Origin of the sequence: Vibrio aestuarianus (assembly GCF_012395185.1) — a bacterium.
GTDB classification, from domain to species: Bacteria; Pseudomonadota; Gammaproteobacteria; order Enterobacterales; family Vibrionaceae; genus Vibrio; species Vibrio aestuarianus.
The window spans coordinates 18,460-33,040 of record NZ_JAAZTU010000021.1 but is presented as its reverse complement, the minus strand read 5'-3'; the positions used below and the strand labels follow the sequence as shown (position 1 = coordinate 33,040).

Here is a 14,581-nt window from a genome sequence, read left to right as displayed (position 1 = left end):
CTATGCAGTCAGTTCAAGGTACAGATGCTTTGTCAGCACCAGAAACAACATTACCTACCAGTAAAAATGTCTTTATTAAATGGGCACTACTTGGTTCGGTTGGCGTTGTGAATGGTTATGCCACTATTCTTATGTATTCACGCGGTGAGCTCGCTTTTGCTATGCTTACTCTCATTCTTACCGCTCTGGCACTTTATATTTTCGGTAGTAAAAAAACGTACGCACACCGTTATATTTATCCAGGTATTGCGGGGATGATTCTGTTCATTCTTTTCCCTCTGGCGTACACCGTTGGCCTTGCTTTTACTAACTACAGTGCCAAAAACCAACTTTCTTTAGATCGCGCTCAGTCGGTCCTTTTAGATAGAACCTACCAAAGTGGACAAAGCTATCCATTTACGCTGTACAAAACAGACAATGGTTATCGAATCTCAACCGTGGATGGTGAGCAAACGCTGGCTACACAAGAGTTTTCGCTTGAAGGCATGTCACTTACCGATATGGATCTGCAAATCGTGGATTCTGTTGATGGCAAGAAAGAGCCAATCAAAACAATTATTAATAATCGCTCTGCGTTAAGTGGTGTGGATTTGCATTTACCGACAGGTGAAAGCGTGCGCATGAGTGGTCTTCGCAAACTCGCTGCGGTTGCGCCTTTGTACACGATGCAAGCCGATGGTGAGACACTAGTTAACAACCAAACTGGCGATACACTACGACCAAATATGGACGTTGGCTTTTATCAACCCATTGATGAAAAAGGTCAGTTTGTAGACTCTACGGTTTCTCCTGGTTTTGTCGTGCAAATTGGCACACATAACTTTGAACGAGTCTGGAAAGATGATGGTATCAAAGAGCCTTTCATTAATATCTTTATTTGGACCGTTGTATTCTCAACATTGACCGTTATTTTCACTCTGGTTATCGGTTTAGTACTGGCGAGTGTTGTGCAATGGGAAGAGCTTAAAGGTCGAGCCGTCTATCGAGTACTTTTAATTCTGCCTTATGCGGTCCCGGCTTTCATTTCTATCTTGATCTTTAAAGGTCTCTTCAACCAAAGCTTTGGTGAGATCAACATGGTGTTAAATAGCATCTTCGGCATCAGCCCGAGTTGGTTCTCTGACCCATTCCTAGCTAAATGTATGGTGCTTGTGGTTAATACTTGGTTAGGCTTCCCATACATGATGATCTTATGCATGGGGTTGTTGAAAGCCATTCCAGAGGATTTATTCGAAGCATCTGCGATTGATGGTGCGAACTTTATGCACAATTTTACTAAGATTACGCTGCCGTTAATGATTAAGCCGATGACACCACTGCTTATTGCAAGTTTTGCTTTTAACTTCAATAACTTCGTTATGATTCAGCTATTAACACAAGGTGGTCCAAACATGATCGGTACATCGGAACCTGCTGGTTATACTGACTTACTTGTAAGCTATACCTATCGTATTGCGTTTGAAGGCAGCGGTGGCCAAGACTTTGGTTTGGCAAGTGCGATTGCAACCTTGATCTTCTTGTTGGTGGGCGGTTTGGCGCTACTCAACCTACGTTTCACTAAACTTTCTCAAAATTAAGGAGCAATCATTATGGCTATGGTACAAGGTAACTCATTGAAATACCGCGTATGGGCAACCCATATAGCTCTTTGGGCTTTTTTATCATTGATTATCTTTCCACTTTTGATGGTGATTGCGATTTCATTCCGGGAAGGTAACTTTGCGACAGGCAGCTTGATTCCAGATAACCCATCGTTAGAGCACTGGAAATTGGCATTAGGTTTCTCAGTGACTAACGCTGATGGTTCAGTAACACCGCCTCCATTCCCAGTATTAACTTGGTTATGGAACTCAGTGAAAGTGGCGGGGATCACATCGATACTGATTGTGGCACTTTCAACAACATCGGCTTATGCATTTGCTCGTATGCGCTTTAAGGGTAAAGATACCATCTTGAAAGCGATGATGATTTTCCAAATGTTCCCAGCAGTATTGGCCTTGGTCGCAATGTATGCTCTGTTTGATAAGTTAGGTCAGTACATCCCGTTCTTAGGGTTGAATACTCACGGTGGTCTGATTTTCTCTTATCTTGGTGGCATTGCACTGCACGTGTGGACGATTAAAGGTTACTTTGAAACTATTGATAACTCGTTGGAAGAAGCTGCTGCACTAGACGGTGCGACACCTTGGCAAGCCTTTAGATTGGTACTGTTGCCACTTTCAGTGCCAATCCTTGCGGTGGTATTCATACTGTCATTTATTGGTGTGGTTGGTGAAGTACCAGTGGCGTCATTACTACTTTCTGATGTAAACTCGTACACGTTAGCGGTTGGTATGCAGCAGTATCTATACCCACAGAACTATCTATGGGGTGATTTTGCAGCAGCGGCAGTATTGTCTGCCTTACCTATCACTGTCGTATTTTTACTTGCACAGCGCTGGCTTGTCGGAGGACTTACTGCTGGTGGTGTGAAAGGATAATAACGATAGGGCGATCGTGAGGTCGCCCATTTTGTATATGCTTAACGTCTTTGGTTTGGCCGCCGGTCAGTTAAGTAATATGCAAATCTGGCGTTACGCATAGCTGGCTGTTAGCTCTATTCCTTACTATCAAACGGCTAACAGTTTTTGTAACCAAAACCCGAGCATTGCTTGGGTTTTTTTATATGTGTCAATTTGGAAAATACACATGCAGTACTGTTATCCAGAATTCGTAGCGCGAATAAAGTATATGGGGTAATTGTTTTCTCAAAAGTAGTACAGTGCTCAGATGCGACGCATGTCAGATATGTTGCTGCAAAATAAGGTTAGCGGCACAAAAAAATTAGAACTCGCGACTAGAAGGGGCGCAACCTAAGTATTGTAATAAAACATAGAGACTTTCTTGTTGCAGGGCGACCTTACGGAATAGATCGGCAAAGGTGTCATCACCACCAAAACAGGTTCGAATATAGTGATTGATCTCTTGAGCTTGGTAACCCTCGACATAAAGCGTGCGGACCCACTGATATTCTACAGATTTTTGGTCCACGATCGTGGATTCACTCAATGTAATACCTTGCAAGCTCAATGTGTCTTCCATTTTTATTAGCTAATTGCAAAATGGCAATTTAATCAGATAAAGATGAAAGAAAAATGACAATCTAGGAAACTTGATGGGCAAAGTGCAAGATATTATTTGAGATACTTTACATGCGCTTACTTGCTATGCATAAAAGTTACTTTTATTCATGGACTCTTATTTAGGCTATCGCTTCAAGAAACAAAACCACCGCCTTAGACGGTGGTTTTGAGGAACGAATAAAGTATAAAGAACAAAATACCTTATATTAGTTTTTACTCATCGGTACCACGATCATTTACCATCGATAACCTAAACTAAGTGTGTAGGCTTCTCTCGTCTCACCTTTATTATAAAGCGCGGTAATATTGTAGTGCTTACCGAGCTGTTTATTAACACCAACTAAATAAGCCCATTGGTTTAAAGAAACATCAACATCGTAACTAAATTCACCTTGTAACGCATCAACATACCCTAGGTTACCCGACAACTTAGAATCTATGCCTTGGTATTCTGCACCAACAAGAATTTGAGCTCTATAATCGACAAATTGGTATCCGACCATTGGTTGGGCAACAAATAAAGTATCACCCCAACTCGAAGACCCCTCTAATCGTGTTTGGGAGACTGTCATATTTAAAGTAGCGAAAAACTCTTTATACCCGACAGCCAAAGTTGTACCAACACCCAGCAAATCGTAATCAAGACTTAAAGGAAGATTTAACCTACCGGGGCTACACAAAGGAAGCCCTTGCCCTGTTAACGCATCACATAAGGCGTCACCTAGTCCAGGGCCAATGCCATTTAATTTATCTTTAATCTCATTTACACTTTCTGATGTATATCTAGCATCAATATTTGCTCTAACTTTGACTTTTCCAGCCAATCCGTAAACATTCCAGAAAGGCAAAATGTACACATCTCCCCTAACCGTCAAGCTCTCAGCATTGACCTTAGCGAAAGTCTGACTCGGATCAAAATCCTTATCTAGATTTTGCAGTCCTAATGCCCCCAGACCTAAGGTAAAAGATCGAAAGTCTAAATCCATATCTTGATTACGATATGCGACAGAGAAACCATAAGGAAGAGGAATATCAATCCCTTGCCTACGGACTAAGTCTCCCATTAATGGGAAAAAACTGTCAACCTCGACCTTTTCTTCCCGAATGCGCGGGTCAGAAGCTTCTTCAAGCTTTTGACTATCTAGAACTTCGGCACCATCGACATCGTCATAAAAAGCAACGGGAGTCATGACTACTGAAAGAGTAAGCTTTTCTTTCTTTCTAGTTTCTCCGTTTGCAACAATGGTTTTATTCTTAACATAAAGTGAACCATTATCAAGCTCACTTAATACAGTTTCTTGTCTATAATCCTGAATGCTATAAGTACCGTAGGTAAATGGCTGTGAATTAGTGATCACCATTTTTACAGGTTTGCGATCTTCAACATGTATCTCAACCCTCATGAAACGAAAATAGGCAACATCTTGAGGTAATTGATACTTAGAGTAGTTAAAGTGAACAATTGCGTGACGTTCATCTAATTCTTCAACGGTAACCGAGGAGCGATCGTAGCTTTCAGCGTAGGCGCGAAGTCGATATTCTGTTTTGGTCAAATACTCAATAGAGTCAATCGCTCCACCATCCTCTGAAAGTGAAGGTTCACCATCGACTTGAGAAATTTGATCCGGGAAATATTTTATTCTCAAGTCAATGTTTCCCTTTAAATCTGTTGTTTGTACTAGATAAAAAGAGGAAGAGGAAGACTCATCATTAATTGAAGTGACTTTACGAACGTGCTCAACAATATGATCTCCCTGAGATAAAGTACTAATACCATACTTAGGTAAATGTTCCGGTATGCCATACCGTTCAAAAATAGAAACCTCTTCAGCGTGAGCAATATTAACGAGCGTTAAAGCACACGATAAAATACTGATGCACCAACTAAAATGACGAATAAAATAAAACTTTATGAGTCGGCTATTTTTTATCTCAGCCCAGTATGTACCGTTTAACTTATTCAGCATTGTTACTACCTCCACTGTAATCAATAATATTTGCTTTAGTAAAGCGCATCACAAATACCTTCTAGTGTCTCGGTATCAATACCTTTATTCATCGTAGCGTCCCATTCTGTAAGATTGGTGTTTATTTCGCCGCCGTCATCTGCGGAATTATTAGATATCATCAAGACATTATCCAAATTTTCTTGATATCGATATTCAGGATTAAATAAATCATCACTAAACCAGAAACGTGACACTTCCCCCATAAGAAGTAGATCGCCTTTATTAGGCGCGATTTTTTTACCATCTTGGTTGTATAACCGGTTGAAGACAAATGGTATTTCAGCTTGATTACATGCTTTTCCACCAAAGCAAGCTAGGTTGCCTATCGTGTCAAAAATTGAACCATCAAGGAGTTGGTTATTAAAACTCGCTTCGTAATCAAAGTGATATAAGGTCGGTGCAACATCATGGGTAACGGTTTTGGCGTAATCACGAACTGCACATTTATACAGCAATTGGTTATTCAGTTGATTAAATTTACCAAGATCTTCCTTAATACCCTCAAGAGTTGTTGGGGTTGTCGAAGGAGCAAAATCGTCCAGACGTAAAGGAGTATCGGTCAAACGGTCAGCGAATAAAATGGATGAAATTAATGTATATGCTGGAATGTCAGGGATGCTTGGTAAGTCTCGAATATCATTACTATCTCCGATGAGGAATAGCACAACATCAATCAGCTTAACCCCAGGTAGTAACTCAATATTAACTAAAAATAGTAATTTTAGTTCCGCAATATAACCGTCAGTTTCATTGTTATTGAAACCAATAATAGAAGGCACTTTTAACGGTGCTTCATGCGCAAGAGATGTTATATGGTAACCCGGGTAGTCTTTATATTCTGTGCAAAGTCCCAAAAACGTTTTCACGCACTCACGGTGTGATTCAATATAGGGAGAAAACGGGAGTAATTTAGCTCTCGGTTCTATAGATGCAATATCTGACGCGTATTTCACACCAAGTTTCGCAACAATGGACTGAGTGCTATCACCATCGTCAATCCAACTCAAAATGTCACTCACCATATTTTCAATTGTTTGGTCAGGTAAACCAAACAAGCGTCCCGTAATTTCTGCTTTTACTTGTTTCTGAAGCTCTAAAATTTGCTCAGCAGTCAACTGGTTGATGGTCAGATCTGGATACAGTGTTGCCTTTGCAGTTTCCAATGTATCAAACTGGTTTTTGGCCGCCGCGTAGGACTCAAATGAGAGGCCAAGCGGTAAACTTTGCATAATCGCTCTGTTAAAGAAATTGCCTGCAACATTATCGTGCGCTTCGCGATCTCCAATCGTTGTTTGTTGAAGAGCGTTAATTGATGTAGCACCAGCACCTTGCCCAAACACCGTCACGTTGGCGCTATCACCACCAAAATCACTTATGTGTTGATTGACCCATTCGAGTGCACGCTTTTGATCACCAATAGCGAAGTTGCCCCCTTGGTATTGCCCTTATCTTCAACCCAAAGCTTTCCCAATAAACCGAGACGATAATTGAAAGTGACCGCGATAAATGGGTTATTACCCATGCTGCTTTGTGCAACAGCTACATCGGGAATGATATTCGGCAAGTTACCCGATCCTGTTTCAAAAGTACCGCTATGAATATAAACGTACACAGGTAGTTTATCATCTGCAGAGGTGTTATTAGGTCGCCATATATTGAGGTAAAGGCAAGTTTCTGAATATTCTGATGAATCAGGCTGTGGGCATATGTTGCCAAAATCTGTAAACGAGTTGTCTTCTACCACTGCCTCTGCAAGCGGCAACATCACGCTGTGCTTAAAACGGTTTGGTTTACCGAAGAAAAAAGCCCCTTTACTACTATCGCCCGAATAGGCATAAGGTATCCCTTTGAACGATTCTATGGTGACTAAGTTAGTGTTTTGTTCTGTCCCAGAAAATGAAGATACAAAGGATGAAGCTGCGACAGATGAAGGGACAACAGGGCTTATTGGTTCTTTGAGACCTTGTAAAGTAACCCCGCCAATTTGAGTTTCAAAAACAGTGGGGGTGGGCGATTCTTCTTCGGGATCTGGGGTGAAGCTGAACTCCGTCGTATCATCACGACAGCCGAAAAGGGCAACCCCCAACATAACTGCAAAAATTTTTTTCATCACTCACCTCTTAAACATAGGAGTTATAGAGCATGACCATCACAAACGCTTTAACGCCCAGATAACAGACTTTAAACAGTATGAGATTTGCAAGATGACCACGGCTTCACTTCAATCTTGCCATAAATGAGAAAATAGCCATTGAGCATGGTTAGGCTAATTAAAATATAGCTGATTGAGTATTCATACATCACATGGTCACTTTGAATCACGCTCGAACACAGATTTTAACTGTAACTTATTATTGTATATTAAACCTAATCGGTTATGCATTACACGGGCTTTGTTGCTCAAATCGATGAAACTAAATCTATAACCTACGATCTGAGAAGCTACATCCACTACTTTTCGTAGTCTTATGTCTAAGCCTCGCTACAAAACAACCAACGGGAAGCAATACAACCAATCACTCATTAACCGTGGTTCTCTGACGGTCGAAGGCGAGTTTGAGTTGTTCAAGTAAGGATTGACGCTCTTGCTTCCATTGCGACTCACTTTGTCTTTTCGATGACTTCGGTTCTAACGAAACCTTGAGATATTACGGTTTCGTTGAATTGTTAGCGTTTGGCATAAAATGTGTGTGATCACCCAGCGATTCTGTCGTGCCTTAATTACCAAGAGCCTTTGTCATATGTTTACTATCGATTGAATTTGTCGGTGGAGTGAGGGGAGTTTAGGATCATTTTTCGTAAGAAATTTCCCGCGTGAATTTACGATCAAGTGTACGGTATCACAAAAATATTAACTTATGGTTGGATCAATACTCATTGGTGGCTACTGGTTTGGTTAAACGTTGCCATTAACCAACAGATAACAAAGCACCAACCAAACTGTAATGATATTTTTAGCAATTAAATTGATGAGATATAAAAAATCCCCCTAGTTGCCTAGGAGGATTTTTAAAGCCGAGCGGTACGAATTATTTAATTTATGTTGTACCTTTATTAAGCCAACTGAGCGTTAGTTGTTCAGTTGCGTTAATAATAGTTTAAACATTATCTTGGTGTAACTGTTCGATCGAACAGGTTTTATATATTTTAATATTGGTTAGCTTAATTTCTCCATCAACCTACGGAGAAATTCCATGACTATTTCAATATATTCACACAATTTTCAAACGGTTCCCCAAGGCGATTACGTCTCCTTACTTAAGCTGCGTTACAAAGTGTTTTCGCAACGTTTGCAGTGGGAGTTAAAAACGAATCAAGGTTTAGAAAGTGATGAATATGATATTCCTGATGCTCATTATCTGTACGCAAAAGAAGATAATGGTCACCTAGTTGGATGCTGGCGTATTTTACCGACCACAACCAACTATATGCTCAAAAATACTTTTCCAGAGCTGATGGGAAGCCAAGTCGCTCCCGTTGATCGCTCTATTTACGAGTTGAGTCGTTTTGCCGTCGATAAGGATTATTCAGCGCAGTTAGGTGGGGTTAGTAATGTTACTTTACAGATGTTTCAATCGCTATACCATCACGCGCAGAAGCATCATATCGAGTCGTATGTAACGGTTACGTCTGCCAGCGTTGAAAAGCTGATCAAACGAATGGGGATTCCTTGCGAACGTTTAGGTGATAGAAAGGTTCATATGCTCGGAAGCACCCGATCAGTCGCGCTGCATATCCCAATGAATGAGGTATACCGAGCAAGTGTAAATGCTTAGTGCGTTTTATAAATGAGGATTAATGTAACCGCCTAAAATGGCTTTAGTAATTGCTTGGTAGCGATTCGTCGCTCCAAGCTTTCTACACGCATTGCTGATATGGAATTTGGCTGTTCGTTCTGAAGTATCAATGATGATTGCAATTTCCCATGCACTTTTTCCTTCAGCTGCCCAAGTTAAGCATTGAATTTCACGGGCTGTTAATTTTGCTCGTGGTTCGGCGTCTTTATGGCAACGGGCAATGTTATAAATATTGTGTGCCAATAGTGGAACGATCAACTGAGAGGTTTGAATGCTTTGTTGGTTAAGTTGATAAGATTTAATGTCAGAGGTTGCAAAGCTGATCATACCAAATTCCCCACGTAGTCCGTGGATGGGGATACTGAACCCTGCTTTTAGACCATTACAGCGTGCTTCTTCAAAAATTGTTCGGCCATCTTTATTAGCATACTTTGCATCATCCCAACTAATGGGTAAGAAGTTGGTCATGCTGTATTTCACTATGGGATCTACGTGCATAAAACCAGATTCATCATATTGCTGACGCCAACAATTTGGGTAATTGTCGGTTAAGAGTGTTTCACGGCTTCTCAATGTGGGATGCAAAGATAGACCAAATAAAAAGAATTCATGGTCAATCAGGTTATTAAGAGTAAGCAGCACATTTTCCAGTTCCATGTGGCTGGTAATGTGCTGGTTTTCTTGAATAAGCCGAAGGATCTTATGCATTGACAGTTATTCTTATAGAACGGGGCAGAATAGTGATATTTATACCAAAAAAATTGGTAGTAGTACGGTTAAATGATAAAACTATTTTTATTAAAATCTAAAAACAGTAATCCCACAGAGTAAAAGAAAAAAGCAAGGTGAAATATTGAGCTATATCACCTGAATAATGACTTCATTCTCACGAGCAAAAGTATCAATTTCTTCAGGGGGCTTGGCATCGGTAATGATCAAGTCCACATCAGCAATGGTACCTAGTTTGACCATCGCGTTACGCCCAAACTTACTGTGGTCCACACCTAAATAGACGCATCGGCTATTTTCGATGATTGCTCGTTTTACTCGAACTTCATGATAATCGAAATCAAGTAGTGAACCATCGTAGTCAATACCGCTGATCCCTAAGATGCCGAAATCAAGACGAAATTGTGAGATGAAATCTAGCGTTGCTTCACCCGTAACACCACCATCCTTATTGCGTACCTCTCCACCAGCTAAAATCACGTTGAAATCGGGTTTTGCCATTAGGATGGTTGCTACATTAATGTTATTGGTCACGATGCGTAAGTTTTCGTGATTGAGCATCAAGGCGCGAGCTATTTCTTCTGGTGTGGTTCCGATATCTATAAACAGCGTTGCACCATCAGGTATGTGTTTGACAAGTTCGATGGCAATTTTCTGTTTTTCTTGTTGATATGTTATTTGTCGAGTGTGATAAGAAGAGTTTTCTGAACTGGAAGCAATGGTTGCTCCACCATGATTACGACGTAATTTGTTGGCATCAGCCAACTCATTAAGATCTCGCCGGATGGTTTGCGGGCTAACATTAAAACGTTCGACTAAGTCATCAGTGCTGACAAAACCGTGAGTTTGAACTAATTCGATGATTTCTTGATGGCGTTTAACTGCTTTCACCCTAAATATCCTTATATGCTCGTCTGACTTGATTGTATGCTCCAATCTTGAACAGTGTACGTTTTACTGGAGCAAATTCAATCAGTAGAGTGACGTTATTTGCGCGTTTTAAGCGACAATTCACATTAAACGAACATTCTTAGCCAAAGTTTACCTCATAACTTACCGTTGCTTTTAGGGTTGAGTCACGCGTTCGATAGTTGTCGAACGTTTGTTCTTGAGCTTTACTTGCGAAAGGATAACACCAGAGACAACCATCAATCCGCCGATAAAATGGTAGCTTTGCACGGTTTCTCCCAATAGCGTTGCCGCTAGAGAAACAGCAACAACTGGCAGTAAATTCATAAACATGGCACTGGAATCTGCACCGATAATATCTATCGCTTTCACCCACATCCATGGTGCGAGTAGCGAGGCACCGACAGCGGCATAGGCGATTAATGGAAGAGAGCCATTGGTGGGGAGTAATTGATCACTGCTGAGCCATAATGGGATCAGCATGAAAACAGCAAATAAGCCTTGCATATAAATGAGTGTCCAGTTGCTAAGTGGCATTTTCCAACGTTTAAGAAGAACACAATACAAGGCATAAACGATGGCTGCTGCGACCATTAAAGCGTCACCTTGGGTGATATCTTGGTGTATAAAAAAGCTCATGTCACCCTGGCCAAGCATAAACGTGAGTCCAGAAAGAGAAAGCACTCCACCAACAATGCTTAATCCAGAAATACGCTTATTGAGCAAGGGAACACTGATAAAGACGCTCAGTAGAGGAACCAGTGATGTAATGAGTGACATGTTGGAAGCGGTTGTGGTCAGTCCTGCGTAATAACCTAGCGACTGGTTGAGCACCATACCTAGCATCGCAAGAAAAGCTAGTTTGCTTAGGTATGGCTTGATGATGTTCCACTGACGTATCACCGTCGGCAGGCAAAACGGTGTTAGTATTAACATAGCAACAAACCAACGATAGAAGCTCATTGCGCTTGGCTCAATGGTTTCGGCCGCAAGCTTATTGATGATGGAATTCCCACCCCAAATAAGGACCGTGAAGAGCGGAAGAAGATATACCATGTGAGTCTCGTCGCAAAATGTGGCTAGGAATATAGTGTGGCAGGTCTATATAATTATATATATCTCTAAAACGACATTGCGAGCGATAGGAAGACAAGTTTGAAAAAAGCGGCGCGGAATCTTCACCCTTCTTTATCCATTGATAGAGCACCATCGGACGTGTTTATGAATTTTGAGGCGTTCTTATCGAACACTGAAACCCGTACTCACAGCCACCCTTGGGGTCAGGTACAACTGATTTCAGGTGGAATACTTGAGATGGAAGCGGAAGATACTCGCTTTCTTGCACCACCGCATTTAGCGATTTGGGTCCCAGCTGGAGTGAAACACTGTAGTTATAATCGCAAGCCGATTGAATATTGCTCGTTGAATATCGAACATGCTATGACTCGTCATTTCCCCAAGCAGACTAGCCTTATTAAAGTCACGCCTATCGTTTCTGCCATAATTGAAGATTTTCGTGCACGTGATATCAACGTTGCTCAAACACCAGCAGATAAGAGGTTAGTACAGGTATTGTTGGATCAACTCGCAACTCAAGAAACGCAGCATCACTTTTTGCCATCGACAGACAATAAATATTTGGCACCAATTTTAGCTGCGGTTGAAGAAAACCCCACCGATGATACCACTCTCTCTCAATGGGCAGAAAAAGTACACACCACAGAAAGAACCTTAGCAAGGCATTGCCAGACGGAGTTAGGCATGAGTTTTACTGAATGGCGTTTAAGAGTGCGCTATTTATATTCAATGGATTTATTGCGTACCGGCCATTCAGTGAAAGAAGTGGCGCTAACCTTAGGCTACAACCAAGCCAGCCCTTTTATTGCAATGTTTAAAAAATACTCCGGCCAGACACCGGAGCAGTATAAAAATCGACTACTGTAGTGGTTGAGTAAGCACATAATCTAGCGCACCGATAATGGCAGCTACTTGTGCATTGTTACACTCTTCATCAGTGACTGTTGGGCTATCTGGGTATACTTCAGTTGTAGTCCCATATTGGCAATTGGTCATACCGCCACATAGACCTAATGCTTTCATTGGATAATTGATAACACCTTCTTGTACCACTGGTGACCCAATAATGTCGCCATGCTCATCGGCTGGCGCAATATGAGTGACTTTTTTTACTGATTCAATCACTGCTGCTTGAAACTCTGCTACTGGGTTTTCACTATCACCAACGGTGTAGAAGCCATCTGGAATAGAGTCTTCAACATATTCAATACCATCACGTGCTGCGAGTGCTGGGCGAAATTCACTTTCATCAGTATTGGTGGTTTCGTGTAAATCGATATGAACCAAGACCTCTCCGATGTTTTCAACCAATGCCATTAGGTTGGCGGATTCTTCTGCGGGGCTATTAGCATAAAATGAGCGATTTGGATCCAGTGCATTGGGGTTCCAACGGTTGATGGTTTCGTATCCCCAAGGGCTTACGCAAGGCGCGCAAACAATATTAAAATGAGTTAAGTAGCGCTTGGCTTGAGTGGCTAAAAATTTCAATGCACCATGAACACCGCTAGTCTCATAACCGTGAACACCACCCGTAATCAAGACAGTGGGTTTATCATTGCTCCAGTCTCGGCTCTTGACACAAAACAGTGGGTAACGAGCGGTATCGGAAGAAAGAGCGCCGTATTGCTCAACATCAAAGTCGTTTTGAAGGGCGAGAATTTTAGGGACGACTTCGTGCTGATATTCACGTTTAATTGTGGTTTGTGCTCGCCACGCTTGACGCTCTGCATCGCCCCATTTTTGTCCTGGGGTGCCAATCGGGTAGTGGGTGTTAATTTGCATGACATTCCTTACGGTCACTGTAATGTAGCCTTGAGCTTAATAGCCGAACTCAGCGGATGCAAACTTATTGATACTTGCATTATCAACGACTACTGGACTGGTGCTGCATGTGCAATTTTTTGCATTGTTATTGTTTATCACGCCTGTCTATTGGTGTTACATTTCGTTACTTCATAGCATTAAGTGAGAACAAAACATGGCAGGCGCAAGTTTATTAACCTTGTTGGATGATATTGCCACCGTACTGGACGACGTGGCGCTGATGTCAAAAATGGCCGCGAAGAAAACGGCGGGCGTATTAGGTGACGATTTAGCATTGAATGCTCAACAAGTGTCTGGCGTAGCGGCTGAACGTGAAATACCCGTTGTATGGGCGGTTGCCAAAGGTTCATTTCGCAACAAGCTGATATTAGTTCCCGTAGCACTGTTGATGAGTTCGTTGATCCCCTGGCTAATTATGCCCCTGCTGTTATTGGGTGGGCTGTTTCTCTGTTTTGAAGGCGCTGAAAAGATTTTGGAGAAGTTTTTTCATTCCCATACCAGTCATCAGCCAAGTTCTGATGAAGCGGAATTGGGGAGTACCTCCATGGAAGAGTATGAGAAACGTAAAATTACTGGTGCAATTCGTACGGACTTCATCTTGTCGGCTGAGATCATCGTGATAGCGCTGGGTACAGTACAAGGACACGATATGATCACTCAGATCTTAGTGGTGAGCTTAATTGCCGTCATCATGACAATCGGCGTGTATGGGCTGGTTGCTGCCATCGTTAAGCTTGATGACTTGGGTTTTTATTTAGAACGTATTTCAAACGGTAGCGGGTTAAAATTTCGTCTTGGCAAAGGGTTAATTAGTTTTGCCCCCAAATTAATGAAAGGACTGACCATTGTTGGAACTGCCGCGATGTTTTTAGTCGGTGGTGGCATTGTGGTGCACAATGTGCCGTGGGTGCACCATGCGCTGGAACCGATAGTTTCTGCACTACCCAATCTTTCTTTATTAACCGCCCTTGTCCCTGTGGTGTTGAATGGCGTTGTCGGTTTGTTGGCTGGTTTAGCGGTGGTTGTAGTGTGGAGTATTGCCAACCAATTAAGACCTTCACGCTAAAATATTTTTGTGGTGAAGATAATGAACCTAAATGGTGATTTGCTATTA

General features: G+C 41.7%; 13 protein-coding genes. 5 read left to right on the top strand and 8 right to left on the bottom strand.

Going from position 1 to position 14,581, the window contains the following annotated elements:
• Positions 1-2: 2 nt before the first annotated feature.
• The gene (gene malF, locus HGG78_RS11375) at positions 3-1,577 is read left to right on the top strand and encodes a maltose ABC transporter permease MalF (protein WP_172532930.1); all 1,575 of its coding nucleotides are present in this window, start codon (positions 3-5) and stop codon (positions 1,575-1,577) included.
• 12 nt (positions 1,578-1,589) lie between these two features.
• A complete protein-coding gene (gene malG / locus HGG78_RS11370) occupies positions 1,590-2,480 on the top strand; it encodes a maltose ABC transporter permease MalG (protein ID WP_168524427.1) in 891 nt (296 codons plus the stop codon).
• Positions 2,481-2,823: 343 nt separating this feature from the next.
• Here malG and HGG78_RS11365 read toward each other — a convergent pair whose 3' ends face one another.
• From HGG78_RS11365 to HGG78_RS18955, 4 genes are all read right to left on the bottom strand, one after another.
• Positions 2,824-3,081 carry a hypothetical protein gene (locus HGG78_RS11365; RefSeq protein ID WP_420883288.1) on the bottom strand — a complete coding sequence of 86 codons (258 nt, stop codon included), beginning with the start codon at positions 3,079-3,081 and terminating at the stop codon, positions 2,824-2,826.
• 277 nt (positions 3,082-3,358) lie between these two features.
• Positions 3,359-5,089, bottom strand: coding sequence for a hypothetical protein (locus tag HGG78_RS11360; RefSeq protein ID WP_254068203.1), 1,731 nt, complete (start codon positions 5,087-5,089; stop codon positions 3,359-3,361).
• A 35-nt stretch (positions 5,090-5,124) separates the two neighbouring features.
• Positions 5,125-6,507: a carboxylesterase family protein gene (locus HGG78_RS11355; RefSeq protein ID WP_338326135.1), complete on the bottom strand. Its 1,383-nt coding sequence runs from the start codon at positions 6,505-6,507 to the stop codon at positions 5,125-5,127.
• Entirely contained in the window at positions 6,504-7,241 is a 738-nt protein-coding gene (locus tag HGG78_RS18955; protein WP_254068202.1) for a carboxylesterase family protein, read from the bottom strand. Before HGG78_RS18955 ends, HGG78_RS11355 begins: the two co-directional genes overlap by 4 nt.
• 1,084 nt (positions 7,242-8,325) lie before the next feature.
• Between HGG78_RS18955 and HGG78_RS11350 the strand changes: the two genes are divergently transcribed.
• Positions 8,326-8,907 carry an acyl-homoserine-lactone synthase gene (locus tag HGG78_RS11350; protein WP_053311138.1) on the top strand — a complete coding sequence of 194 codons (582 nt, stop codon included), beginning with the start codon at positions 8,326-8,328 and terminating at the stop codon, positions 8,905-8,907.
• Between the two features lie 6 nt (positions 8,908-8,913).
• Here HGG78_RS11350 and HGG78_RS11345 read toward each other — a convergent pair whose 3' ends face one another.
• From HGG78_RS11345 to HGG78_RS11335, 3 genes are all read right to left on the bottom strand, one after another.
• A complete protein-coding gene (locus HGG78_RS11345; RefSeq protein ID WP_168780664.1) occupies positions 8,914-9,636 on the bottom strand; it encodes a LuxR family transcriptional regulator in 723 nt (240 codons plus the stop codon).
• A 150-nt stretch (positions 9,637-9,786) separates the two neighbouring features.
• Complete coding sequence (locus HGG78_RS11340) at positions 9,787-10,548, bottom strand: DeoR/GlpR family transcriptional regulator (protein ID WP_053311136.1); 762 nt, start codon at positions 10,546-10,548, stop codon at positions 9,787-9,789.
• A 174-nt stretch (positions 10,549-10,722) separates the two neighbouring features.
• Positions 10,723-11,622 carry a DMT family transporter gene (locus HGG78_RS11335; RefSeq protein ID WP_053311135.1) on the bottom strand — a complete coding sequence of 300 codons (900 nt, stop codon included), beginning with the start codon at positions 11,620-11,622 and terminating at the stop codon, positions 10,723-10,725.
• A gap of 99 nt (positions 11,623-11,721) precedes the next feature.
• Here HGG78_RS11335 and HGG78_RS11330 point away from each other — a divergent pair, with 99 nt between their 5' ends.
• A complete protein-coding gene (locus tag HGG78_RS11330) occupies positions 11,722-12,510 on the top strand; it encodes an AraC family transcriptional regulator (RefSeq protein WP_053311134.1) in 789 nt (262 codons plus the stop codon).
• Here the strand turns inward: HGG78_RS11330 and HGG78_RS11325 are convergent.
• A complete protein-coding gene (locus HGG78_RS11325) occupies positions 12,502-13,425 on the bottom strand; it encodes a M14 family metallopeptidase (RefSeq protein WP_172532929.1) in 924 nt (307 codons plus the stop codon). The two genes, HGG78_RS11330 and HGG78_RS11325, sit on opposite strands and share 9 nt — an antisense overlap.
• 196 nt (positions 13,426-13,621) lie before the next feature.
• Here HGG78_RS11325 and HGG78_RS11320 point away from each other — a divergent pair, with 196 nt between their 5' ends.
• The gene (locus HGG78_RS11320; RefSeq protein ID WP_172532928.1) at positions 13,622-14,533 is read left to right on the top strand and encodes a DUF808 domain-containing protein; all 912 of its coding nucleotides are present in this window, start codon (positions 13,622-13,624) and stop codon (positions 14,531-14,533) included.
• Positions 14,534-14,581 lie beyond the last annotated feature (48 nt).